This is a genomic window from Pseudoalteromonas sp. A22, assembly GCF_018141345.1.
In the GTDB taxonomy this organism is placed as follows: domain Bacteria; phylum Pseudomonadota; class Gammaproteobacteria; order Enterobacterales; family Alteromonadaceae; genus Pseudoalteromonas; species Pseudoalteromonas maricaloris.
The window spans coordinates 246,943-272,720 of the sequence record NZ_CP047237.1; the positions used below are offsets into that span (position 1 = coordinate 246,943).

At 43.0% G+C, this 25,778-nt stretch carries 23 protein-coding genes; 8 read left to right on the plus strand and 15 right to left on the minus strand.

Going from position 1 to position 25,778, the window contains the following annotated elements:
• Positions 1 to 8 precede the first annotated feature (8 nt).
• Together GSF04_RS01005 and GSF04_RS01010 are read left to right on the plus strand one after the other, a co-directional pair.
• Positions 9 to 290, plus strand: a complete 282-nt coding sequence (locus tag GSF04_RS01005) for a DUF1496 domain-containing protein (RefSeq protein WP_211857149.1) — start codon at positions 9 to 11, stop codon at positions 288 to 290.
• A 32-nt stretch (positions 291 to 322) separates the two neighbouring features.
• Positions 323 to 565, plus strand: coding sequence for a VF530 family protein (locus GSF04_RS01010; RefSeq protein WP_017216709.1), 243 nt, complete (start codon positions 323 to 325; stop codon positions 563 to 565).
• A gap of 16 nt (positions 566 to 581) precedes the next feature.
• Here the strand turns inward: GSF04_RS01010 and GSF04_RS01015 are convergent, their stop codons facing one another.
• The 3 genes from GSF04_RS01015 to GSF04_RS01025 all read right to left on the minus strand — a co-directional run bounded on the left by GSF04_RS01015 (position 582) and on the right by GSF04_RS01025 (position 3,647).
• Positions 582 to 1,292, minus strand: coding sequence for a transporter substrate-binding domain-containing protein (locus GSF04_RS01015; RefSeq protein WP_211857151.1), 711 nt, complete (start codon positions 1,290 to 1,292; stop codon positions 582 to 584).
• A 166-nt stretch (positions 1,293 to 1,458) separates the two neighbouring features.
• A complete protein-coding gene (locus GSF04_RS01020) occupies positions 1,459 to 2,571 on the minus strand; it encodes an arginase family protein (protein ID WP_045990324.1) in 1,113 nt (370 codons plus the stop codon).
• A 296-nt stretch (positions 2,572 to 2,867) separates the two neighbouring features.
• Positions 2,868 to 3,647 (minus strand): DUF2189 domain-containing protein, encoded by a 780-nt coding sequence (locus tag GSF04_RS01025; RefSeq protein ID WP_069019308.1) that lies wholly within the window; start codon positions 3,645 to 3,647, stop codon positions 2,868 to 2,870.
• A gap of 390 nt (positions 3,648 to 4,037) precedes the next feature.
• Here GSF04_RS01025 and udp point away from each other — a divergent pair, with 390 nt between their 5' ends.
• Positions 4,038 to 4,796, plus strand: coding sequence for a uridine phosphorylase (udp, locus tag GSF04_RS01030; protein ID WP_039495050.1), 759 nt, complete (start codon positions 4,038 to 4,040; stop codon positions 4,794 to 4,796).
• Between the two features lie 26 nt (positions 4,797 to 4,822).
• On the opposite strand, the gene cdd is transcribed toward udp, so the two are convergent.
• From cdd to ppc, 3 genes are all read right to left on the minus strand, one after another.
• Entirely contained in the window at positions 4,823 to 5,689 is an 867-nt protein-coding gene (gene cdd / locus GSF04_RS01035) for a cytidine deaminase (RefSeq protein WP_211857153.1), read from the minus strand.
• Between the two features lie 43 nt (positions 5,690 to 5,732).
• On the minus strand, positions 5,733 to 6,050 hold the full coding sequence (locus GSF04_RS01040) for a hypothetical protein (RefSeq protein ID WP_223192100.1): 318 nt from the start codon (positions 6,048 to 6,050) through the stop codon (positions 5,733 to 5,735).
• Positions 6,051 to 6,316: 266 nt separating this feature from the next.
• Positions 6,317 to 8,950, minus strand: a complete 2,634-nt coding sequence (gene ppc, locus GSF04_RS01045) for a phosphoenolpyruvate carboxylase (RefSeq protein ID WP_193522268.1) — start codon at positions 8,948 to 8,950, stop codon at positions 6,317 to 6,319.
• Between the two features lie 125 nt (positions 8,951 to 9,075).
• Here ppc and GSF04_RS01050 point away from each other — a divergent pair, with 125 nt between their 5' ends.
• The 3 genes from GSF04_RS01050 to GSF04_RS01060 are packed head-to-tail and all read left to right on the plus strand — an operon-like array spanning position 9,076 to position 10,832.
• Positions 9,076 to 9,465: a DUF393 domain-containing protein gene (locus GSF04_RS01050; protein ID WP_211857155.1), complete on the plus strand. Its 390-nt coding sequence runs from the start codon at positions 9,076 to 9,078 to the stop codon at positions 9,463 to 9,465.
• Positions 9,458 to 10,183: an SDR family NAD(P)-dependent oxidoreductase gene (locus GSF04_RS01055; protein WP_211857157.1), complete on the plus strand. Its 726-nt coding sequence runs from the start codon at positions 9,458 to 9,460 to the stop codon at positions 10,181 to 10,183. The genes GSF04_RS01050 and GSF04_RS01055 overlap by 8 nt, the downstream gene beginning before the upstream one ends.
• Before the next feature lie 7 nt (positions 10,184 to 10,190).
• Complete coding sequence (locus GSF04_RS01060; protein WP_039495043.1) at positions 10,191 to 10,832, plus strand: flavin reductase; 642 nt, start codon at positions 10,191 to 10,193, stop codon at positions 10,830 to 10,832.
• Positions 10,833 to 10,838: 6 nt separating this feature from the next.
• Here GSF04_RS01060 and GSF04_RS01065 read toward each other — a convergent pair whose 3' ends face one another.
• Positions 10,839 to 11,624, minus strand: a complete 786-nt coding sequence (locus tag GSF04_RS01065) for a DUF6279 family lipoprotein (RefSeq protein WP_211857159.1) — start codon at positions 11,622 to 11,624, stop codon at positions 10,839 to 10,841.
• Positions 11,625 to 11,764: 140 nt separating this feature from the next.
• Between GSF04_RS01065 and GSF04_RS01070 the strand changes: the two genes are divergently transcribed.
• Positions 11,765 to 12,490, plus strand: a complete 726-nt coding sequence (locus GSF04_RS01070) for a tetratricopeptide repeat protein (RefSeq protein ID WP_211857460.1) — start codon at positions 11,765 to 11,767, stop codon at positions 12,488 to 12,490.
• Positions 12,491 to 12,852: 362 nt separating this feature from the next.
• Entirely contained in the window at positions 12,853 to 13,020 is a 168-nt protein-coding gene (locus GSF04_RS01075; RefSeq protein WP_084204271.1) for a DUF2986 domain-containing protein, read from the plus strand.
• Positions 13,021 to 13,198: 178 nt separating this feature from the next.
• On the opposite strand, the gene GSF04_RS01080 is transcribed toward GSF04_RS01075, so the two are convergent.
• From GSF04_RS01080 to GSF04_RS01115, 8 genes are all read right to left on the minus strand, one after another.
• The gene (locus GSF04_RS01080; RefSeq protein WP_211857161.1) at positions 13,199 to 13,573 is read right to left on the minus strand and encodes a hypothetical protein; all 375 of its coding nucleotides are present in this window, start codon (positions 13,571 to 13,573) and stop codon (positions 13,199 to 13,201) included.
• 205 nt (positions 13,574 to 13,778) lie between these two features.
• The gene (locus tag GSF04_RS01085) at positions 13,779 to 15,182 is read right to left on the minus strand and encodes a coniferyl aldehyde dehydrogenase (RefSeq protein ID WP_211857163.1); all 1,404 of its coding nucleotides are present in this window, start codon (positions 15,180 to 15,182) and stop codon (positions 13,779 to 13,781) included.
• A 307-nt stretch (positions 15,183 to 15,489) separates the two neighbouring features.
• Positions 15,490 to 16,938: an SLC13 family permease gene (locus tag GSF04_RS01090; RefSeq protein WP_069019318.1), complete on the minus strand. Its 1,449-nt coding sequence runs from the start codon at positions 16,936 to 16,938 to the stop codon at positions 15,490 to 15,492.
• 12 nt (positions 16,939 to 16,950) lie between these two features.
• Complete coding sequence (locus tag GSF04_RS01095) at positions 16,951 to 17,901, minus strand: porin (RefSeq protein ID WP_174169303.1); 951 nt, start codon at positions 17,899 to 17,901, stop codon at positions 16,951 to 16,953.
• 161 nt (positions 17,902 to 18,062) lie between these two features.
• Entirely contained in the window at positions 18,063 to 19,421 is a 1,359-nt protein-coding gene (locus GSF04_RS01100) for a sigma-54 dependent transcriptional regulator (RefSeq protein ID WP_211857164.1), read from the minus strand.
• A complete protein-coding gene (locus GSF04_RS01105; RefSeq protein WP_211857165.1) occupies positions 19,414 to 21,135 on the minus strand; it encodes an ATP-binding protein in 1,722 nt (573 codons plus the stop codon). Before GSF04_RS01105 ends, GSF04_RS01100 begins: the two co-directional genes overlap by 8 nt.
• Before the next feature lie 140 nt (positions 21,136 to 21,275).
• Positions 21,276 to 23,105 (minus strand): M28 family metallopeptidase, encoded by a 1,830-nt coding sequence (locus tag GSF04_RS01110; protein WP_211857166.1) that lies wholly within the window; start codon positions 23,103 to 23,105, stop codon positions 21,276 to 21,278.
• Between the two features lie 140 nt (positions 23,106 to 23,245).
• A complete protein-coding gene (locus GSF04_RS01115; RefSeq protein ID WP_211857167.1) occupies positions 23,246 to 25,429 on the minus strand; it encodes a pre-peptidase C-terminal domain-containing protein in 2,184 nt (727 codons plus the stop codon).
• Positions 25,430 to 25,778 lie beyond the last annotated feature (349 nt).

Below are 25,778 nucleotides of genomic sequence, written 5' to 3' on the forward strand. Positions count from 1 at the left end.
CAAATTTGATGAAGTTTTTAATTTGTTTAATCACTGTTAATTTGATCTCACTGCCTGTTTTGGCGACAACGCCCGCTGATTTGAGGTTATATGGAGAAATACCAAAGCAAGTCTGTTGGTATGAAGGACAGTCTTATAGCGAAGGCGCACTATTGCTACAGTTTGACATGCTGTTTGTCTGTGCAACGAAAAAGTACAACGAAGACAATGGCAAACTTGTGTGGGTAAAGGCTGACGCGTCTGGTGCACCAATTAGACCTGAAATTTCGGATAAAATTAGGGTAAACTAAGCGTAATATCTAAAGTTATATAGAAGTAGAAGATGACGACCCAAGCAAATAACCCCCTTCACGGTATCAAGTTAGAAGAAATTATTGTAAAACTTGAACAGCAGCTAGGCTGGAAAGAAATGGCAGCCGCCGTAGATATCAACTGCTTCAAAGATAATCCAAGCGTTAAATCTAGCCTCAAGTTTTTGCGTCGCACACCTTGGGCAAGAACCAAAGTGGAGCAACTGTATCTAGATACCTTCCACGGCTTTCAGTGGCCAGATATAAAAAAATAACCCGTTTTCTCTAAGTTTATTTGGCTACATAAAGCACGTTGTAAGTTTCCTGAAGCTTATCAAGAATGTGCTTGGGAACATTTTTATTACAGGCTAGATAAAGAGACGTATTAAACTGATTTAATGTATATACCGGCTCAAGTAATTGAGCCGTTTGCTCTTTTGCACTTCGAAACCTAAACTGGGCATCACTTAATATCACCAAATCAACAAAGTCTTTGCGCGTCTTGAGTAGCTCAAAAACCTTATCAAAAGAATTAATCAGGATCAGCTGCTTCCCTTCTTGAAAACCATGTTCCATTAAAAATTGGTGGCTAAAATTATCTCGGATCACCGCTGTTCGATAAGCTTGCGCATCTTCTAGTTTATTCAGCTTGATTTTGCTTTCACGTAGCGCATAAAAAGAGGTGGTAAAAGTGTCAATGGGAAATACCCAAGTAAACTCATTTTCGCGGATGGTATTTCTGGCTGTTGAAAACACACAGGTATCTTCTTTTCTTAATGCAGCATTATAGGCTGCAGGCCATGAAAGTACGTTGATGGTGTAATCAATGCCAGAGTCATCAAGCACCGCCCTGACTTTATCCGCTGAACGCCCAATTAGTTCTCCTTTTTCATTAAGGTATTGGAAATCAGGAAAGTTCTCAGTGACTATATTTAGCGTATAGGCAAGCGCACTGAAACTCATCAGCAAAATACAAAGACCAAAAGAGCGCGCACCCTTCATGAAACTCTCCCCTTAGCTACTTGAATAATATAGTCTTAACTTAAAGGTTGAGCAATTTTTAAAGAGATAGAATGGCTTCTTGTGGATGGGAATTATGGGTAACTTATCGAAGTGAATGAGTGATAGGCAAGGATGCCCCTGCCTATCACAGAGCTACATAATTACTTTAGCTATTGTTGATAGCATCAATCAAAAATGCACTCAGCTTAGCACCTTCTTTAAGCGTGGTTTCTGAGCTCGTTTGTCCAACAAGAGAGCTATCGGTAAATGGGGCAATTTCCATCATGTCTGCACCTGTGATTTTAAATTCACCACGCAGCGCTTGTAGAATTAACATCGCTTCGTCTGGAGTCATACCGCCTGCCTCTGGAGTACCCGTTGCAGAAGCAAACTCTTCATCAAGTGCGTCAATGTCAAAGCTAACATAAAGCTCTTCAACACCGTCAGCCTTTAGCTGTGCAATAACTTCATCTACAATCGCTTGTGCACCACGCTCTCTGATCTCATGAGCCCAATGCTGCTTAACACCGAATGTAGACTCCCAATGAGACTTAGGTTTGCCACTCGAGCGGATCCCAAATTGTACTAAGTGATGGGGTGCAGGTAAAAACTCTAGGATATGCGTACACCAAGAGCCAAAGCATAAATCGATACCTAAGCGCTCAACAAGTAAATCCGTGTGAGCATCAAAATGGATAATCGCTGTTTTTACACCACGAGCACGCTTTGCTTTAAGATACGCTTTTGTTAACGGGTAGCTGATTGAGTGATCACCACCAATGCCAAACACGCCTTTGTCTGGGTAATTTTCGTAAAAGCCATCACACACATCTTCTGTAATAGATAATGGTGAGACGTAATACTCACTCTCAGGGTCAGCATAAAGTGCCTTTTGACAATTACTGATCGTGCTCTCGTTTAAATATTTGTCGTGTAGTAAATGTGGAATAACACGCACATCGCCAAGGTCAAACGCGCTCGTTTGCGGCTGTTGCTCTATTAATGTCGAACGCAAAAAGAGTGGACCCCAGTTAGCGCCGCGTAAAATACCACCGCCACAATCCGAACTGATCCCAAGAATTGCCGCTTTATGTTCACTTTCGCCCAATTTTTCCAGTGACGCTTTCCATAAAGTATCAACACCTTCTGTTTGTCCATATAGCTTTTGTCTTAGCGCGTCTTTTCTTTCTTTCGCTGTGTTTACAGTAAACACACCATCACCCGGTGGGCATAAACAGTGCTCAAGTTTTTTATGGAATTGTTTTTTGCTCTCAGACATCGCTATCCCCTCTTATATGCATAATCATGCGACCCAGAAAAATCTTCCCTATTACGCTTTATATTTTGCGTCACGCTCAAAATACGATTGGCTTGAAATGAGTAAAAACGATAAATTAGAAATAAAAAAACTTATAAATCAAAAGGTTTTCTCGATTTCTAACTTCGTTTTCGGAAGACATTGACTGTTCGTTAGGTCGTTGTTGCAGCACATATAACAGGTTCAAATAGGAAGTCAACCGCAGTACCAACTATGCGCGTTGGAGCTGCGGTTGTTTATTCATAGAGGGTGTTTAGTTATTCGTAGTGACGTGGCACTTTTGTTTTAATTACAGCGATATAGCCATGCCAACTTGCGTACGCAAGTAGCGGCATGATAACGATAAAGCCAGCCGTTCCAGTTGCAAACCCAAGTATCACCATGAACACTAAGATCCCACACCACACCACCATAGCGCCGACATTTTCCTTCACCGCATGCATTGAGCTTATTACAGCAGTCATAATATCCACTCGGCGCTCCATCATTATTTGCGGGGTAAACGCTGAGATCGCAAATACACACACCAATAAAATGCCCCCCACTATAGAGCCGAGTGCTAAAAATGCCGAAAGTTGTTCAAACGTTGGATTCGGAACATTTGGATATAATGCATGGATAAGTGCAGCTAGGCGCATCCAAACAATCATAATGACCATCAGTAACACCGCAAACCCCCACTCGCCAGCCGGATTACGGAACATTGACTTAAGGCTGTGAGATAATGTTGGTTTATGGCCCTTTTCCAACTCCCAAGCGACATCATACAAGCCAGCAGCGAAAGCAGGCCCAATAAGCGCAAAGGCGACAGCGGCAGGCAGAATTACCAAGTGAGTACCTGATTGGTACACCAACCACATGATAAAAGCAGGTATAAGGGTAAAAATAAGTCCATACACTAGGCTAAGTAATGGCGCATTCGCAATATCTTTAAACGCTAATGCGAGCCAGTGAAACGGCGCCATGGTTGGGACTTTGTTGCACTCAAAGCAACGCGCAAATTCGTTATCTTTATTTATAGAATGTGTAGCAGGCATAACCATTCCTCATTGTTGCTCTCATGTTAAGGTTTAGTGGAACATCGACAATCCTGCAAGCTATCCCGAGCTATAATAGCAACTACATTAATTCTATAACCAATTTGAAGGGCAAAATATCATATAAGCTTCGTTAAAAATTTCTCATTAAGAACAACTAAATAGCAAAATTTTTGCCTTGCCTATATGGATTTAGGTACCTTATGTGGTGATTGATTAGCGGTAGCAGCACGCAAGAGCGGTACTACTAATGCAACTTCCCCACTTAAAAATAATTTACTTACTTCGGTTGCTATAATTTAAACACGTCACGCTTAAATAGGACATCTGTCCTGTACTTGATAGGCATTAACTATAAACATTACGCTTTAATTATAACTAAGGTTTGCTATGGAAAAGGTATTTCACTTAGGTCTTACGAAAGCCGACCTACAAGGCGCTTCACTGGCAATTGTTCCGGGTGATCCCGAGCGCTCAAAACGCATCTCCGAATATCTCGATTCTCCTGTCTGCTTAGCACAAACTCGCGAATTTCATATTTACCTTGGCTTTTTAAATGAAAGTCCTGTGGTAATTTGTTCAACAGGTATAGGCGGCCCATCAACGTCAATCGCAGTTGAAGAACTAGCACAGCTTGGTATCACTACCTTTTTACGCATAGGTACAACTGGCGCTATTCAACCACATATCAATGAAGGTGATATTTTGGTGAGCACGGCATCAGTGCGTTTAGATGGCGCAAGCCAGCACTTTGCGCCTATCGAGTTTCCTGCGGTTTCTGATTTCCACACCACTTCGGCAATGGTACAAGCTTGTGAATCGTTGGGCATTACTCATCACGTTGGGATCACTGCATCTAGCGATACTTTCTACCCAGGGCAAGAACGCTACGACACATATTCAGGCTACGTAAGAAAGGCGTATCAAGGTTCGTGTGCAGAATGGCAAAAGCTTAATGTGATGAACTATGAGATGGAGTCTGCGACGTTGTTTACCATGTGTGCAGCACTTGGATTGAAAGCAGCTTGTCTTGCCGGCGTTTTGGTGAATAGAACACGCCAAGAAATCCCCAATGTCGACCATCAAGCTGTTGAAAAGAAAGCCGTCACTGCAGTATTAAAAGCAGCTGAACTGTTACTTTCGAAATAATAGCGCTAAGCGTAGAGATTGAGTGACTACTCAATCTCTATATGTGTAAGCAAATGCTCGGCATTGTATGCCTTTAAAACTGCTAAGCTTACTTGCAACTGGTTAGCACTGCCCTGCTTTTCCAGCAAAGTGATCCCTACTACATTTACCCCAGATAATACTTTACCCGACATCGCTAATTGACTTAGTGCACTTTGTAATGGCGATAAGCTTGGGTTATAAGCCGCATTTTCAGCATAACGCCCATAAAAGCACTCGCCAGTGTCTAGTTTAATTTCCACCGCACTTTGATTGTGTGTGTAGGGGCAATAAGCGTGCAGATAATGCTGATAAAGCGCCGCACTGATTGATGCAGGCGATGTTTCATTCGCAGCAAGATGTTGCACTTGAGAAAAGAGTTTTTCACTGTTGCCCAGATCGTCCGGACCAAACGAAGTCGGCAGCAAATCACACAACGAGGTTTTGCCTGTTGGCAATAAAATTTCAAGCTCCTTTGCCGTGCTTAGCTCATTCATAAATTGGCGACAAAATCCGCAAGGCGCGGCATTGATCGTCATTTTAGAGATTTCAGTTGCACCATTTAACCACGCATTGTTAATTGCCGCTTGCTCGGCATGAACAACCAAAGAAAGCGCTTGATGCGAAAATTCTAAATTAGCGCCTAAAAACGCTTGTTGAGATTTATCATCCCAAGCAATGGCACCAACATAAAATTGTGAAATCGGAGGCGTTGCAAACTCAGCCGCAACTTCAAGTAAAGCAGCCTCAAGCTCAGAGCGAGATAAGTGAAAGCGGTTTTGATATTGTACTAGCTGGGAATAACTAAATATTCCACGATGGGCAATGGCGTATTGCGTTAACGCACTTTTTATTGATGGTTCTATCTTTGCCATATTGTTGTCATGTTTATCTATGGCAGGATAGTTTACGCAAGAGTTACAGCCGACTCAACCATTCTCTTGCAGATTTAAAACACTCAAAGTTTTCAGCGCTGATATTAAAACGCTTAATTTTTTGTAGAAAAAGGTCATGCATATAACCTTCAAAACCAACGACGCGCGCGATGTGTAGATTGCCAATATTATGCGCAACTTTTGGCATTATGTTCACAATATCAATCGCCGCAAAGCGGTGTTCAAGTTCACTCACATCCACTAATACTTTGCTACTATTATGCTTTTTTGCATATAGATTGGCTTTCTCGTATGCCGAGACCACATCGTTTGCATTCGCAATGCCTCTGATCTTCATCATAATCAGATCATTACACTCATCAAATGTGACGCTAGTAGAAATTTTGTGCATGTATCGTAGACCCATCAACCGACAATTCTTGAATAAAACAAATAAAACGACTGGTTAAACCAGCCGCGCATTTTAAATCAATGAGAATTACTGTCAATAAATATACTAATAAAAAACCAATCAAAATAAAAAAACCAATCCATTGGGATTGGTTTTGTAGCTGTTATGCTTATAAATGTAAAATTTTACAAAAATAGATTATTCAAATTGTTGCACTAACCCGTATTGCGCATTCCCGCCGCGATCCCTGTCATCGTGATCATAAGTGCCAGTTCCAAATCGTGATTGGTTTCTTCACGCACACGCTTTAACAGTTCTATTTGTAACAAGTTTAGAGGATCGGTATACGGGTTTCTCAGCCCAATTGATTCTTTGATCCAAGGTTGCTGTGACAACAACGATGACTCTGGCGCAAGGCCGCGAATAAGCTCGATGGCCTGTTGCAAGTTGTCTCTTAACTCATCCCCTAGGCCTATATACTCGTCACTAACTAAACTTGCATCATACATCTCGCTGAGCCAAAGGTCGGCTTTACAGAATACCATTTCGAGCATTTCTAAACGGGTTCTAAAAAATGGCCACTTTGCGCTCATTTCTTGCAGCATGTCTTTACCAAACGTTTCTACGGCAGCTTCAAGACCTTCTTTTGCCCCCAGCCAAGCAGGCAACATCAAGCGATTTTGACTCCATGCGAAAATCCATGGAATAGCCCTCAAACTCTCTACTCCGCCGTTTGGATTACGTTTAGAAGGCCTCGAGCCTAGCGGTAATTTAGACAGCTCTTGTTCTGGCGTTGCCATTCTAAAGTAAGGAACAAACTCAGGATTCTCTCGAACAATACTGCGATACTTTTTACAGGAAGCTTCACTAATCGTCTCCATTACCTCTACCCATTTCGGTTCGGGTCGAGGGGGCGGCAACAAATTACTTTGTAAAATCGCACTGGTATAAATAGATAGACTTTGCATCGCGACTTTGGGTAAACCAAATTTAAAGCGGATCATTTCGCCTTGCTCGGTTACTCGCAAGCCACTTTTTAGCGACCCAGGAGGCTGAGATCTCAGCGCTTGTGCTGCAGGCGCACCTCCACGACCAATCGTGCCTCCGCGGCCATGGAAAAGCACCAGCTCGATGCCCTTCGCTTCAGCAAGGTTAACCAGCTTTTCCATTGCATCATACTGCGCCCATCCTGCCGCCATCATTCCTGCATCTTTTGCAGAGTCGGAATAGCCGATCATGACATATTGCTTGGCACCAATCGTGCCTTTATACCAAGTGTTCTCAAATAACCCACTGATCACTGATTGTGCATTATTTAAATCATCCAGCGTTTCAAATAGCGGGGCTACCGGTAAGTTGAATTTACATCCGCTTTCTTGGAGTAATAAATGCACGGCGAGAATATCTGAGGCACTTTGCGCCATTGAGATAATGTAAATGCCAAGTGCATTTTGGTCTTGATCCGCAATCGTTGCAAATGTCTCTAGCACCTCTTGAACATTGGACGAAGGTTGCCAATGACGCGGCAGTAGCGGTCGTCTCGAGCTTAGCTCAGTTAATAAGAAAGCTTGCTTGTCTGCTTCTTGCCACTGGGCATAATCGCCAAGACCCAAATAGCGCGTTAATTCAGAAAACACTTCGGTATGTCTGGCGGAATCTTGGCGAATATCTAACTTACATAAAGACACGCCAAAACAGTCAATTCGTCTTAATACATCCAACAATAAACCATCGGCAATATTAGCCATGCGACAATCAACCAACGAGCGATAACACGCCTCTAGTGGCTCTCTTATCTGTGAGACCTGTTTAATCTTGTCCTGATAATGAGAAGGCGTGCCTTTGATTTTATATTCCAATGCTGCAATGGTTTCTTCTACCTCAGCGCGTACTTGCTTTAGCACATGACGATAAGGTTCATTACTGCCGTCCGCTCGCGCTATAAAGCTTGCGGATGCATTGCTCATCGAAAGCTCTGCGCCTAAGATTTCTAGATCGCGACGATATAAGTCAAGCGCCATCCAGCGGCCGTGATCAAGCACAGATTGCGTCACATGGGAAGTAACAAACGGGTTGCCGTCTCTGTCGCCACCCATCCAAGAAGTCAGCTGGATAGGACTAAAGTTGGCGGGTAGTTGTAAGTTTAATCGCGTTTTCACTTGGGCATTGAAATACCGAACAAACTTAGGCACGGCTTCCCAAAGACTATTTTCGATAACCGCGAACCCCCACTTTGCTTCATCCAGTGGCGTAGGTCGCTTTTCTCTAATATCGCTTGTGTGCCACGCTTGTGAGATCAACTGCTCAATGCGGTCAATGACCTCATCGTAGACAGGATCCTCACCTGAGGTCACCTCAAGCACTTTTAAACATTCGCTCAGCTCAACGTGTTTATTGATGATGGTTCTGCGTGTTACTTCCGTCGGGTGAGCGGTTAGCACCAAATCGATTTTTAGTTTGCTTATTACATCTGCAACTTCATTGAGTGTCAGCGCGCCAGCATCGACTTTACTTTGCAATTCATCAAGCGCCTTATCGACTTCGATCATCACGCCGTCTGGAGAACCTGATTTTGAAATGGTGTGGAATTGTTCTGCGACATTCGCCAGGTTTAAGAAATGATTAAATGAGCGAGCAACGGGAAGTAGCGCTTCATCGCTTAGGCTACGTAAGGTGTCAATCAGCGCTTGCCTATCTGAATCATTACCGCTCCGCGAGGATTTTGCTAGGTGTCTAATTTCTTCAACTTTGTCTAGCGTCTCTTGACCCTGCGCTTGTTGAATAATTTGCCCCAACATTTGCCCCAAAAGGCTCACATTACTACGTAGGCTTGCGTATTGCTCAGTCATACAATCTCCTTGATGAAAAGATACTCGAACTCCACTATACCGAGAATAAATTGATTTGCGAACGATCTATTTTCAAGACGTTAACGTAATAACATGACAAAGATAAGTATTATTCGAGTGAACGAATGATTGTATTTTACGATGGTAACTGTCCGCTGTGTGTAGGGGAAATGAATGAACTTAAACGTTTCGATCAACACAATAAAATTGATTTAGTGAACATTCACGATAACCGCTTCTCTACCGAGTTTCCTGAGATAGAGCATGAAGCGGCTATGGCTAAACTCCACGGTTATGATAGCCAAGGCAAACTCATTGTAGGACTAGATGTTACCGCAGCGGCTTGGGGTCAAGTTGGCAAACATCGCTGGATAAAATTACTGAGATTACCCATCATCCGAACAATTGCAGACGGCGTTTACTTGTTTTTTGCAAGGCACAGAATGAAAATTTCTAAACTTATGGCCCCAAATCAGTGCAGTATACAAAATAGTGGAGATTGCAATCGTGACTAACGTCGCCATCATAGTGATTGGTGCAAGTTCAGCGATCGCTGATGCCTTTATACAAGCGCAAACCGAACAAAACCCCGACGTAAAAATCATCACGGTGTCTAGGCAAGCTAAAACGGCTCTACATGCCAATAACCTGCATTTTCAGTGTGATTATTCTAAAGAACAAATTCAACAAGTTGCGAGCCGTATTCTCGAGCAAGAGTTAACGATTAAAAGCGTCACCATTTTTAATGGCATACTCCATGACGAGTTTGATGCATTCCCAGAGAAAAAGCTTGAGGACATTGATCTTAAATACAGCATGGCGCTGTTTAATATCAATACCATGATCCCCATGCTTTGGTTGCAAGCTTTACTGCCAGCCTTAAAAGGTAAGCAGCCATGCGTAGTTACGGCTCTCTCTGCTCGGATTGGAAGTATCAGTGACAACCGGATGGGCGGCTGGTACAGCTATCGCAGTTCAAAGGCTGCACTTAATATGATGTTTAAATCCGCGGCTGTCGAGCTTGCGCGTCGGGCAAAAAATATTAAGCTCATTTTGTTCCATCCAGGCACGACTGACACGCCACTTTCAAAACCCTTTCAAGCCAATGTCCCGGATGAAAAACTTTTTACGCCGGAATTTGTGGCACATCAACTTAGCGGCATCATCGCAAATAGCCACCCAGATGGCACGGTGAGCTATGTTGACTGGCAAAATAAATTAATAGAATGGTGAACACATCATGAAATACTTCTCAAGTGACGATATTAAAACCTTAGACGAGCGTTATCGCGCATTGATGATAAATTCACTGTCGGGTTTCAAAAGCGCTAACTTAATTGGAACAGTTGATGAAACAGGTCAAGAAAACTTGTCTATCGTCAGCTCCGTTTTCCACCTCGGTGCCAACCCGGCACTCGTAGGTGTGATTTTTAGGCCTCATAGCGTACCTAGACACACACTGGAAAACATCTTAGCGACTGAAAAATACACCATTAATCAAGTCAATGTTCAAATTTATATGGCAGCCCATCAAACCTCAGCCAGATATGAAAAGCACCAATCAGAATTTGAGGAAACAGGGTTAACCGCCGAGTATTTACATGCTTTTCCAGCTCCTTTCGTCAAGGAAAGCAGACTAAAATACGGACTTACACTCAAAGATCACCAAACCATCAAGCTCAACGATACCGAGCTGGTAATAGGCGAAATTGAGACGCTTCACGTTGAAGAAAGTGCTTTGCTCGAAGACGGCTATATTGATATCGAGGCACTCGATAGTATTGCAATTTCCAGTTTAGATGGTTACCACAGCACCAAACGTATTAATCGTTTGGAGTATGCTAAACCAAACAAACCAACCAGAATTAAGCTACTTGGCTGAGCCCCTTTACAAGGATTCCAAGAGCTCAAGTAATTCTTCGAGCTCTTCTTTAAAGTGCTTCTTTTGTTTGTCGCTCATGGTGTCTTTGAGTTTAACTGCGAGACTTGCATACTCTTTTATTCGCCTTGCTTGAATATCTAGGATGCGCTCAGGCAGCGCTGTGGGCGTAGTCACTATCGCTTGCTGCAACAGCTCACGTGAAACTTGCTCAGTGCCGCTCAGTAACATAGCTTGTTTAAACTGGCTAAATCGCCTTTGTTCATGTGCACGCCAAACCTGACGCGCAAACTCGCCTTGCTCATAATATTCGTTAATAAGCTCCTTTTGTTTATCACTCAAATCACCAAGCCAACGCTCATAGCGGTTAAATTGGTCTCCTTCCTCCCAGTCATCATCCAATATTTCTTTTTCTATGTTGGCTATCAGCATTTCTCGCTGTTCACGGTTAAGCGAATTTAGGTGTGTTTCTAACTTGGGATATACGGCTTCAACGACGGAATACCAATAGTTTCGTGTGGTATACACCATATGCACCATGTCACTCTCTGTCATGGTTTGCCAGTGCTTCAACAGTGATTGGATATGAGATTTGTATTTTGGTAGCTCTGACTGTCGATGCCACGCAACCAAAGATTCTACATCAGCCTCCAGCTTTTCCTCTTGCTCATCCGTCAGCTCAACATAATCGGAAATATAATAACTCGCTAACCATCCTAAGTTGTTATAGGCCAATCTTTGACTACATCCAGCCAAACACAGTAAACATAGCGCCAGTGCTATTAATTTCTTCATCCCATAGCCTCAATTTTTGTTTTTATTACCTTATATTAACGCAGTATCTGCCATTTTAGATTTGTATTTTGTAAATCTGTGTTTCTGGCATTAGAATAAATAACAACATAGTTAGCATAGCTACCTTAAGGAGGTCTATGATGTTAGGCAGGATTTCGAAAGCATGTATCGCCATTGCACTATTAAGCCAAGCACCTTTGGCAACAGCTGGATTGGAAGAAGGCATAGATGCACTCAATGCTGGCAGGTTCGAAGAAGCACTACAAGAATTCAATTATTTAGCTGAAATGAACTTTGCCCCGGGCATTTATCAACTCGGTGTAATGTACGAAGGCGGCTACGGTGTCGTCAAAAATCCACGTAAAGCGGCAGAGTTATTTCAACAAGCCGTTAAACTTGGTGAAGCCGACGCAATGTTTGCGCTAGCAGTCATGTATGACGAAGGTCGCGGCGTTAAAAAAGATCGCTTTAAATACGTTGAGCTAATGACCAGAGCGGCAAACAAAAACATGCCAGCTGCGCAATTTAACGTAGCGCTGATGTATGCAAACGGTGACGGTGTACCGCAAAGTTACCGCCACGCACTTAACTGGTATGAAAAAGCCGCCGCAAACAACTACACCTTAGCCATGTTTAATTTAGCACTCATGTATTTTCAGGGCTTAGGAGTCGAGAAAAGTATTGAACGCTCGTACGTATGGAATACATTAGCGGAGTTTAATGGTTATGCTGAAGCCACAAAGAGCCGAGTGCTCGACGAGAAACAGCTTTCTCCTTCACAAATCGAACAAGCAAAAGAACTCGCTAATAGTATTTACGAGCGAATTCAAGCCGGTAAATACGTCGCAGAAACACGTACTAAATAATCTAAGCTTAGATTAAGAAAAGTGTTAAACAATAGAGGCCTCCTGCGAGGCCTTTATTATTTTTTCTTATTAAGATTGGGTCAGTATCGTCACACCTAGGTAACAGTCATGCTCATTGTTATACCAATTCGCTTAATTAAGTGATCTATTTTGAAGCGAGAAAATTTTGTCGATAACCAGACGAAAATTTTGCTATTTAGTTGTTCTAAATGAGAAATTTTTAACGCCGTTAGCGTCAGATTTGCTCCTTCAAATTAAGCAAGTATTAAGACTAATTGGTATTAACTGCGGCAATCTTTTTACATTGTTGAACTCGCTAACACTAAGGTAAACTAGCACTTCATCCATAATGAGCTGTGAAAATGAACCGCAAAAAGAAAATTTACGAAACCTTAAAGAAAAAAGACAAGCGTGCTAATGCTAAACTCCACAAAAGCAACAAACCGCGCTACATCTCAAAAGCAGAGCGTGAAAAAATCGCAGCCCAGCAAGACAGTGAGGAGTTAAATAGCGAAAACAATGAACATTAATTGCCCGAGTTTTGTGTCTGCTCGTCATTAACCGCTTTAATTTCAATCACTTTTTAACTATGATTCTGCATTGCTGCCGACTTCAATCAATCTTCCAACGTTAGATGAGGATTTCTGCTCTCAAATTAAAATTGATTTGCTGGTTTGAACAGTGAAAATTCACACGTGTTCGGTGTTACTACTCCCATGACTCTGAGTCTTTGCAAACAAGGTGGATAATCGATGCAGGGCTTGACACCCAGAATGCCTGAAATCCTTCAGGTAACGGCTCGATTTCATCGCAGCGTACGACGCCAGCAGCTTTGAGGTGCTCTGACGCTGCCGCAATATCATTGGTAACAATCTCGAGCCATGTTTCGGCTTGGCTGATACCAGGTACGCGGTCGAGCCAGAGATTATTGAAGCCAAACTCAAAGCCAACTGATGGAGCATGCTCTGTTATTTCTTTGAGGCCGATGACATCTCGATAAAACTGAAGGGTTGCCTCGTACTGATGAGACGGCAGCTTCATGGCGATATTACGACCAGCTGTGAACTTAACCTTAGTATTCATGTGAACTCCTTCCTGACTGAAACTGTAATCCTGTATCGTGTTAGCCTGAATATTGGGCTGAGCCAGCACTCTCTCTAGCATCAGCTTTTTTATCTGCTGATATAGTGAAGTCCCATAAAAATAACCACTGATATTTCAAGCTAAGTCTTATCTTTAAGTATATTGGATCTCAATATGTAATGGCGCTTTGCTCAACACATTAACACTACTTTTTCCTCAAAAAGAGCCACTCTAAAGGCTTTGTAAGCAGCTTCGAATGGCTAAGCAGCATTTTATTACGCCATTTAGTATTATTGGATTGGAGAATGGGCTTTTTATGGCTAAAGGTATAAAAGCCCTCTTCGCCATGATATTGACCCATACCAGAGTGACCTAGGCCACCAAAGGGTAAAGACTCAACAACCACGTGCACTATGGTTTCGTTGATCGCTAGAGTCCCCGTTGCGAGCTCCTTTGACACTTTATTCATGGCAACCTGAGACTGTGTAAATAAATAACTCGCAAGTGGTGTGGTGTCCTCCCCAATATAGCTAATCGCATCATTTACGTTGGCTATTTTTAGGATGGGCAAAATCGTTCCAAATAACTCCTCTTGCATCACCCTCATGCTTTTGTTGACCTGAGTGATGATATGCAGAGGTAGCTGACGATTGTCGCGTGCTGGCTCAGCTTGCCATACACTCGCACCTTTACTTTTGGCATCAATAATAATGTCGTTTAAGCGCTGAAACTGTCTGTCGTTAATAATTGAAGTTTGGTTTTTTACACCTACTTTTGTTTTATATGTTTTTTCGTAGTGCTGTTTCAGCTCAGCAATAAATGCGTCGTATTTTTCTTCGTGCACTAACACATAATCTGGTGCAACACAGATTTGACCTGAATTAGAGAGCTTACCCATTAACACGCTCATCGCAGCGGCGCTGATATCAGCGTCATCAAGCACTATAACAGGTGATTTCCCCCCTAACTCTAAGGTGACCGGCGTGAGATTTTTAGCCGCAGCCGCCATCACCTTTTTGCCAACTGCTGTTGAACCTGTAAATAGCAAGTGATCAAATGGCTGTTCAGTAAACGTTGAGGCAATATCAGGCCCACCTTCAACGACGCACACTTCGTTGTCCAATCCTTTAAAAATGGCTCTTATCACCGCATTCACCTTGGGAGTGAACTCGCTCAGCTTGAGCATAACTTTGTTTCCAGCGGCGAGAGCGGTAATCACGGGAACAATCGCCAGCTGAATTGGATAATTCCACGGGGCTATCACGCCCACGACTCCTTTTGGCACAATCTCAATTTTTGCCTTAGACGGTAGCCACTGCGCACCGGGTGAACGATGCTGCACTTTGCTCCATTTGCGCAGGTGCTTCGCGATATAATCAATTGAATTGATGCAAGGCATGATGTCTGCAATCACGGTATCGAATCGACTCCGAGTACCAAAATCCTGATCCGCCGCCTCGACTAATTGATCTTGCCGCTGCAACATACGTGATTTTATTTCAGTTAATAGACGTAATCGCTTTTCAAGCGCGGGGTAAGGTTCTTGGTTAAAGCGACTTTTTAACTGAGTAAACGTAGCTATGAGGGTGCTGGTATTATCTTCAATCATTATCAGGTCCTGCTAATGTCTAATTTGAATATAGCAAGGAAAAAACAACGGGTCTATCTTCAAAAAACTAGGTTTTATACCAATTGTATTAAGTAAATGAACTATTTTGAAGCGGAAAAATAGCTTTAGTAGCTAGGCAAAATTTTTGCTATTTAGTTGTTCTAAATGAGAAATTTTTAACGACGCTAATATGGTATTTTGCCCTTCAAATAGGTTGGAGAGTTAACACAATTGGTATTACTATTGAGGCAGGCTGCGTATGACCGAGTTGCCTTTCGATGGACACAGCCTGTGGAGAATGGCAACTTTAAAACCCTAGTATGCTCCTTGCCAAAGTCAAGGTAACAATTGTAATTAACCCTATCGCGACTATGTTCAAAACAAACCCAGCTCGGATCATGTCTTTAATTTTGATCTCACCCGAGCCAAATACGATGGCATTTGGTGGTGTTGCAACAGGCATCATAAAGGCGCAACTGGCCGCGATTGCAGCAGGAATAACCCAAGCTAAAGGAGAACCCGTGATTGATTCAGCGACAGGACCAAGTAAAGGTAAAAAGCCTGCAGCCGTTGCGGTATTGCTGGTAATTTCCGTTAAGAACGTAATAAGCGCAGCAACAACTAGTACTCCAAGCACTAAACCCATGGCATCCGCCCCCGCAAGTAAGTTAGCGATGTAATCGGCAAGTCCTGAAGATTTGATCTGTGCCGCGAGCGATAAACCGCCGCCAAATAGAAGTAAGATCCCCCAAGGCACCTTAGCTGCGCTTTCCCAATCTAAAATACGTTCGTCACTTCCCGACTTGGCTGGAAGAACAAATAGTAACAATGCAGCGGCAATTGCAATGCCAGTATCTGACAATTTAAGACCCGTAACATCGCCAATTAGCGGTCTAAAGATCCAGCATACTGCCGCTAAAATAAATACCGCAAAAACCCCTTTCTCCGCACGAGACATTTCACCGAGTGCTTTTAATTGGGAAGTAAATAACGACTTAGTATCAACATTAATTTCTTCTTTATCGACCTTGTACGTCACTTTGGTCAACCAGAACCAAGCAAATGCCAGCATCACCAAAGACAAAGGCACACCAATCATCATCCAAGTGGCAAAACCAATCTCAATTTGATAACTGTCGGATAAGTAAGCAGCCATCAACGCATTTGGTGGCGTGCCAATTAAAGTTGCAATACCTCCAATGCTGGCTCCATAAGCGATAGAAAGTAATAGCGCTTTAGCAAAGCTTTGGCTATCTCCACCCTGCTCTTTTACCAAGTGAATAACCGAAAGTGCAATCGGTAACATCATTACTGCCGTTGCCGTGTTTGACATCCACATAGATAAAAATGCTGTCACGCCCATCATCGCTAAGATCTGTATACTCGGTTTAGTGCCTGCGAACAACATGGTATTCAGCGCGATGCGTTTATGCAGCCCCCACCTTTCCATGGCGATTGAGAGCAAAAATCCACCCAGAAATAGATAAATCAAAGGATGCGCAAACGGTGCAGCGACTGCTTTAATAGATGCAATCCCGACTAAAGGCGAAATAACCAAAGGTAATAACGAAGCCGCTGGAATAGGCACAGCTTCGGTTATCCACCAAGAGGCTAGCCAAAACGCTAGGCCTGCGGTTCTCCATGCCTCAACCGACATGCCAGATGGTGGTTCAACCAAACAGATCAGTAACATTACCAAGGGACCAAGCCACAGAAACAGCTGCGTTTTTATCGTTTTTTTATTCTCTTCTGTCATTATCTTGAACCTTTAAAACTTATATTTTAAACCAACAGCGATGCTAGTATCGTCTTGTGTTTCAAGGTCGAGCTGCGTTGCCATTACATACAAGTTAGTTTGTTTATCAAAAATATAGTCTGTACCTAGCGTCCACTGAGTCGCATCTTCACTGTGGCGTAATCCGCTTGAGTCTTTGGCAAACTGTAGCTTCGGACGCCAATTATCGTCGAGTTGGTAACTTGCGCTTAGCACATAGCCATTACCTGATTTGTCTTTCGCTAGATTTTCACTGTCTTGGATGATGGCACCAAGTTGTAGCTTTTGCCACTTGTAAGCCAACGCGATACGCGTAGCAACCAAATTACCAATACTGTCGGTATGACTCAGAGCAACATAGTAATCTTTATTTTTTAATGCTCGGTCACCATAAATTGCGGTAGCTGCAAACCCAGTTTCGTCGTTGCTCGCGTCGTCTTTCGGTGTGTAGGTCAGAGAAAAAGAAAAGTCGTTCCATTTAGGTGAAGAATAGGTAATTGAATCACCAACTCTGTCTTGGCCTGCTAGCACTTGGGCAATATCACTTTGGGTTTCGTTAAATTGATCGATTTTCCCTTCACTAAACTTAAAACGCGTGTCGTTTCTGCCCACTAAAACCGTACCAAATTTACCTTCAAGGCCAACATAGGTGTTTCTTGCTGAAAATGGCTCGGTGGTATCGTCGTGTTCAAAACCTTTAACTTGTACTTCATATTTGTAGACGAGTTTTAGATCGCTTGATAAGCCGTGAGTGCCTTTTACACCAATTCTTGAAAATGGTGCGTCAATTTGTGTGCCCTCTTTGGTATAACGCATCACACCTTTGTCTGTGTTAGCAATTTGAACTTCTGCTTTACCATAAATGCTGTAGTCTGCGGCTAACGCAGAGGCTGATAACATTGCACTGGCAACTGCCAACGCCACTAAAGATTTACTTGCTGTCATAACTTGTCTCATTTTTTGATTATTGTCGCTTAAGACAACGCAATTCTGAGACCAGAGTTTATTTTTTAATATAAATCATATGGATAAATATAAATCTAAGATTAACACCAGCTAAAATGTGCGGATTTCCACACACTTAAATCTATAATGTGTCACTAAATTCACCCATCATCATTGGTGAACATAGTGCGATTTAAACCATACTTGCTCATCTTGTCGTACAAGGTTTTTCTCGGCACTTTTAATAAATTCATCGCATCTTTTATGCTACCTTGGCTTTGTGCCAGCGCTTCTTCAATTAACGATTGCTCGTAGTAGCTTACCTTCTCAGCCAAACTCAACGTTTCATCAGACAAATTGCTTTGCATGTTGTTACTCGCAGTCATCGCACCACCGAGTAAAATATGGCGCTCGGCGTGGTTTCTCAGCTCTCGCACGTTCCCTGGCCAGTCTTGTGCCAGTAGCTGCGCCTCTAATTCAGGGCTAATTGGCTGCATAGGTTTATGAAAGCGAGTAGCAGCAATGGAGCTAAAGTGTTTATATAGCAGCGGAATATCAGCTTTTCTGGAACGAAGTGATGGGATCATCACTTTAACGAGATTAAGTCGATAAAATAAATCCGAGCGGAATTTACCTTGCGCGACTAAGGTTTGTAAATCCACTTTGGTCGCTGCAACCACCCTAATGTCCAGTGCTATCGCTGTGTTGCTGCCCACAGGCGTCACACTTCTTTCTTCTAAAACGCGCAGCAGCTTCACTTGTAAAGCCGCAGACATGGCTTCGATTTCATCCAAAAAAACCGTACCACCTTGGGCAAAAGAAAATTTTCCCTCGCGAGACTCTTTAGCACCCGTAAATGCACCACTTTTGGCACCAAATAATTCACTTTCAATCAGCTCTTCAGGAATTGCACCGCAATTGATAGCGACGAAGTTATGGTTTGAGCGCTCGCTATGGTCGTGTAAGTATCGTGCCACCAATTCCTTTCCTGTACCGGTTTCACCTTCAATCAATACGTCAGCTGGGGTATCAATCACAGCATCAAGCAAATGCAGCATTTGCTGCATCTGTTTTGTCTCACCTAAGATCCGCACGCCCGGCGCAGACTTTTTCTTAACTTGCGCTTTTAGCTCTCGGTTTTCCATCACCAACCGGCGTTTATCAAGCGCCCTTTCTATACAGTCAAGTAGCGGCTCTGACACTGGCTTTTCAAAAAAGTCGTAAGCTCCTTTTTGGATGGCTTTTACCGCCACTTCAACATCCGCAAAGCCGGTTAGAAATACCACAGGTAACTCAGAATCAAACTGCATTACCTGCTCTAAAAATTGAATGCCATTGACCTCGGGCATATTGATATCACAAAGCACAACACCGCTAAACTGACGAGAAAGCTTTTTTAATGCAGGCATTGCACTGGAAAAACACTGCACTGAGTACCCTTCTATTTCAAATAGTTGTTTTAGTGCATCTCGTATACTTTGTTCATCATCAATGATTAATAATGTTTTCTCTTCAGTCATATTGCGGATTCTTTGTGTGTAAACTAATTAAAAACTCGGCACCACCTTGCGGATGATTATGGGCACTGAGTTTGCCATGAAACGATTCAATGATCTGTTTTGAAATGGATAACCCTAAGCCCAAGCCATTACCTGACTTAGTGGTGTAAAACGGTTCAAATATGTTGGATAAAGCGTGCTGCTTTATCCCTTCGCCCGAGTCAATAATAGACAGCTGGATCTTGCCTTCATGCTCCACGGCGCGAATATAAATACATTTATTATCTTGCTCAACAATGGCTTGGCACGCATTGCTAATAATATTCACTAGGACTTGTTCAAACTTAAATGGGTCAACCCAGATGTTGCACGCAAGCCCCTCACTTTGAATTGCTACACCGTAGCGTTTGAGTTCAGGCCCAACTATAACCAACGCGTTATCTACTGAGTGCTTAAGGTTGGCCACCAGCATCTTATTATCATGATGCTGACTAAATGATTTTAGCTGCGCCACAATTTTATGCACTCGAGTGATCAAAGATTGGATCAGGACCATGTTTTCGACTACTTTGCTCACGTCTCCCTTTTGAGCCAACCGTTTGGCGCTGGCAACATACGCACTCATGGCACTAAGCGGTTGATTGATTTCATGATTAATGCTGGCGCTGAGCTGCCCTATGGTTGCCAACTTGGCAGCGCGAATAAGTGCATCTTGCGCCTGCTCGAGCGCTTGCTTACGGCTGGCAACCTCAGCCTCGAGACTCCGCTGGCTGAAAAGCAGTTGTCTGTATCCTGTCAGTTTACTCAATGTGTACTCAACAACAACAAAGAGTAAAATCAATACCAGTGCGGTTACCCCAAGCCGCGGCCACTGTGCCGCTTTGATAGGTGCAACTTCATGTAGCAAATAAAGTGTGTATTGCTTGTTAAGCGGCCTCTTTTGCATCAGCGCATCGCTGCCATGTGATGAAGTTTTCACTCTGGTTGGTGAAAGCACGCGCCAATCAATCGGAAACAAAGATTCGTTTTCAAACTGCCTTGAGGATTCAATTTCTTTACGCTTTGTGGGGGATAATTGCCCTAACGAGGCTAACCGCCACTGCTCAACATCAGATGCCAGCACAATATGATTATCGTCCACAATTAAGAAATGGCTATCAGTTCCCGTATCAAGCTGGGCTTTGTCTGATTCAAATTTACTGGCGTTAACCTTCATCACCACCACGCCCACAAGCGAGCCGTCTTTGTAGACAGACTTAGCAAAATAGAAGCCACGGGTTTTGGAACGTAAACCGAGCGCAAAAGAGACATGCTCATTGCCCTCGATTGTTTCGTAAAAATAGGGGCGAAAGGCAAAATTGCTGCCTTTATAGCTATGCGGCAAATACCAGTTGCTACTCGCAATCACAGTTCCACTGAGGTCTAGCAGGTAAACGTCTGACGCACCACTGGATATTTGAATGTCCTGTAGATATCTGTCCAGTTCATTGGAGTTTATAGCGGTTGCTTGCTGTAAGCCTGATTGCACCAAATTGCTTAAGCTCAATTGCATTTGGATAGCTTGATAACGAGTAAATTCAGTCTGGATATAACTATTGAGCTTTTCTAGATTGGTTTTAGTCTGAACAAGGACGCTTTCCTCATCCTGTGCCACATTGAACAAATAGCTTGCCCACAGCCCACAAAATAATAATAAAAGATAAATTAATATCTTAACTGAGAACTTATGTGACACACGCAACTCCTAATTGAACTCATTGAGTCTATCAGAAGCAGAATATCAATTAAATCAAATCTCTTTAAATCAATGTATCACTAAGCGCTAAGACCAGAGATAAACAAGGTTTTATCTCTGGTCTTGACTTTAAACGCGTATTAATTCGCGCTAATATTTAATGTTACATTGCTCGCTGCTTGGTAACCTTGCAGGCCGATATGCCAAGTGCCTGCCTGAGGATTGGAGATTGTACATACCTCATTATTGCCATTTTTATACGGCCGACATTGGTAGGTACTGGTATTTGGTTGCGTGCCAAAATTAACATAAAGATCCGCATCTCCCGTGCCTCCCGACGTCGTAATTGTCAGGGTTTGATATCCCGCAGCTAGTGCTTGACTAAAATACTGCCACTGTCCACTGGCGACAGAAATATTATTGATAGTTTCGTCAATAGGCGTATTGCCACTTGAGGTATCGTATTGTCCTACCAAACTGACCCCCGAAATCGCGTTCCATGCCTCTACCATCACGTAATACGTACCAGTTTGCACAGCGGAAATATTGCATTGCTCGTTACTAGACGAGTTAGTGCTCTTGCAGTCATGAGTATCCAAAGTAGGTTTGGAGCCATAGCGAACGTAGAGATCGGCGTCACCAGTGCCACCTGAGGTGGTAAAACTTAAGTTAGTCGCACCTTGTGGTACTTCCATGGTGAAAAACTGTTGGCTTTTAGAAGCGCCAGAAATGCCCGTTTTAGCCACGCCATTTTCAAGCTCATTGTTTGGCGGTGGTGGAGGTGTATCACCCGCATTTTTACCAAGCTCAGCAACAAATGCCAGCGCGAGTTTTGCAAATTTTTGTGCATGTGTTGAATCAAATTCAGTATCGTTGGTGGTATGAATTTTTCTGTTGATCTCTGACATTCTTGATTCAAATGGCATAGAAGCTGGGAACCCTTGTTGATACCAAGATGCATGATCGGAGCAACCATAACCGCATTGGTCGTAGGCATAGCTTAGGTTTGGCAAATAAGTTTCAATTAATTGGCCTAAGAACTGATTCTGTGCGCTGTTTGTATAGTCTGTCATCATCACAATATCCGCACTACTACCATTGCGGCCAGTCATATCAAATTGTGTCATACCGACTACGTTTTTTCCCTGAGAGCTGTACGACTGCGCGATAGCTTTAGAACCTCGAAGCCCAACTTCTTCTGCCGCAAAGCCCATGATTTGGATTGTCCGCTGAGGCTGATAACCATCTTCAACAATAGCGCTTAGCGCTTCGGTAAGCACAGCTATCCCAGAGGCATTATCATCCGCCCCCGGCGCAAGCCCACTCGAGTTAGATTGGTTAATTGAATCAAGGTGTCCGCCGATAATAACGATTTCATCGCTCAGTTCACTACCAGGAATGGTGACAATCACTGAAGGCTGAGCCCAAGAATGGTTAAAATATTCAACACTAATATCTGAGCGACTTGCTGCAATATCACTCCATGTTTGCTTGACCCATGCAGCTGCATCAATGCCTGTTTGCGAGGTATAATAGCGGTTATAAAAACTGGTTAGCGAGTTGACGCTGCTGTCCAAGTTCACTGTACTGACTTTTGAGATTAAGCTGTTAACCCGTGTGGGGTTATCAATGCTGTAGTTAACCAGCGTCGCACTTGGGTTTATGCTTTCTAACTGTGCAAGATAGCTTTGCGCCTGCTCTAAGGAGTCATGGGCGACAAAACCACCACAGCGGTGATATTCGTCGTGCATAAATGCACTAAGGTGTGAATGTAAGTTTGCAGGTACTTTTAACGCTTTGACTTCGCTGTTTGGTAAAGAAAGCTGTTCGAAGTGAGTACCGCGAATAGAATTATGGACTTGGAAATGCTGACTAGACTTCGCATCCATCGTCACCCAAACCTCTTCAGACGCTTCAGAAAAGCCACTCAAACAGGCAATGCTCAGTAGCATAGGTGTAGTTAATTTCATTGTTGTATCCTCAACTCATTTGAATAACAACATGATTTAAGCGCTGAGCAAAATAAAAGGATTATTCAAATGAGGTAAATTTATGACCTTATTTAGGCCCGAATAAAGAAAGGGAGCTTGCGCTCCCTATAAACTGTTACTTAGTTCGCCTTAATATTCAGTGTTACACCGCTTGCTGCGCTATAGCCACGTAAATCAATATACCAAGTACCTTGCTGCGGGTTTGCAATCGTACAAGTCTCATTGTTACCGTTTTTATAAGGGCGACACTGATAGCTCGACGTTGTTGATTGAGAACCAAAGTTTACGTATAGATCCGCATCACCTGAACCACCTGAAATGCTCACTTCAAGGCTGCTGTAGCTAGCATTTAGATCTTGCGTGAAACGTGTCCAGCTGCCAGATGCAACACTAACATTTGACTCAGTGCGGTCAATTGGTTGAGTTCCACCCGTTGAGCTGTATGTACCGGTCAAAGTTACGCCCGAAATCTGATTCCACGCTTCGACCATCACGTAGTACTTACCAGCTTGAATGTTACTAATATCGCAGCTTTCGTTGCTTGTAGACGTTGTGCTATTACAGTCATAAGTGTTTAACGTCGGACGTGAGCCATACTTGACATAAAGGTCCGCATCACCACTACCACCAGAAGTGGTGAAGTTTAGGCTAGTCGCATCAGCTGGCACATCAAGGGTAAAAAACATTTGCTCTTTTGCCGCGCCACTGATCCCAGTACGAGGCTGACCGTTCGTTAACTCTTCATCGCCACCAGGAGGAGGTGGTGGGTTAGTGTCACAGCTACTACCTGTGCTTAAGTTAGAGTTAACGCCAACGGCTGCTAACGCAGCTTGTACATCACCTGGTTCATAACCTAGGTCACATGCCGCATCCATCACGCCATTACCAGCTAAGTCCCAGTCAGTATTCGCGGTCCAATACATTTGGTTAGCTTTTGCCATTACAATAAAGGCTTTTTTCGTATCCCAACCTGCCGTAGTTGCCAGATTGTAGAAGGCTTTGTTGAACACCCCTGAAGTGTGGTGAACGTCCATGCTAGACGTATAGTTAGACTGATGATCGATTGAGCGACCGTCTTGCGTTGGATCATTCATATAACGTAATGCGCCACTGCCTTTGAAGATGTCTTGGCCAACTAACCAGTCATTGCTGCCTTTCATAAAGAATTCAGCAGCTTCACCTGCCATATCAGAAAACGCTTCGTTCAAGCCACCTGACTTATAACGGTATACCAAACCTGAGTTTTGTTCTGTAAAACCATGACTTACTTCGTGAGCAGATACATCAAGACTTACCAACGGATAGAATGTATTTGCACCATCACCAAATGTCATCGCACTGCCATCCCAAAACGCATTTTCATAATTGCTGCTGTAGTGAACACGCATTTGCAATTGGAAAGACAAAGGTGCTGCACCAAGCCAATCGTTATACATGTTAAACACAACATTACCAAAATAATGTGCGTCGTTCAGCGGTGAGTATGCACCGTTAATTTCTTTAACGGTATTCTCTGGGCACGTAAAGCTATGTGCAGTCGAACCGCTACTACCGTGATTTAAGTTAATTGTCTTAACGTTCGCATTCGTCATGGTACAAGTATTGCCCGACTGCGCTACGTCTAGATGACCATAATCAGTACCATACTGGTAACGACCGGTCTTTTGGTTACCACCAGGACCTGTCGCATTTGCATGCTGCAAGTTGTTGAAGTTTTCTAACACTTCCCCTGTGTTTGCATCAATGATCAAATATGGACGCTTAGGCTCATCACCATAAGTAACAAAAGTGACTTCATACACTAAACGTGCCGTTGAATTGCCATCAAGCCAGATCGCAAGGCGAGATTTCTCGTTATGTTTTTTAAGCTTTTTGTCTGCACTAAGCGACTGCTTTTCAAACTGACTCAATGCCATTTTGGCATTTAGCTTGGGTTTTACCGAACCGATGTCAGCCGCGATGTTATAAACCGCCGCACCGTGAGCTTTTTTAAGCGCACCGGCATCGTCAAACGTTAAAATGACCGAATCCCCAATCACTGGTAATCCTTGGTACATTTGTTGAAAACGCTTAGTTACTTCACCTTTTTTACTATTGAAGCTTTTAAGCTCCTTTAGTTGACTCGCATTTTCTAAGCCAATCAGCACTTCTGGCTGTGTACTCAACACAGTTTGAGAAGCTGATTTAAGCATAGTATTAATGTCGGCTTGCTGGTTTAGGTATTGTTTTGTTGCAGCTTGAGCACTGAGCGAAGTAAACGCAATCGCACACGCCGTAGCCATAGTTACTGTAGATAATTTCACGAATTACACTCCTAGTATTGTTGTTTTATTGTCCTTTTCATCATTGCCTCACAAGAAGCATTGGATGAAATGTGACTGTTTTCTCCTTCAACTGCAGAAGACATGGCAAGCCTATTAGCACTTGCCACGCCTTATTAGACTAGGCAGCAAATCAAATAAATAAACCCCAAAGTTAACATTTTAATAATATTTAATTTACTTTAAATATTTATGCAATGCTTTCATGCATTTGTTTAAAAAATAGACCCAGGCTTAATACCTTGAATTAAGTAACAAAACACATCTTTGTAAATTTTTTGATACGATATGAGTAAATATGCCAATTTCTTCCCTAAACTAACTTTACAAT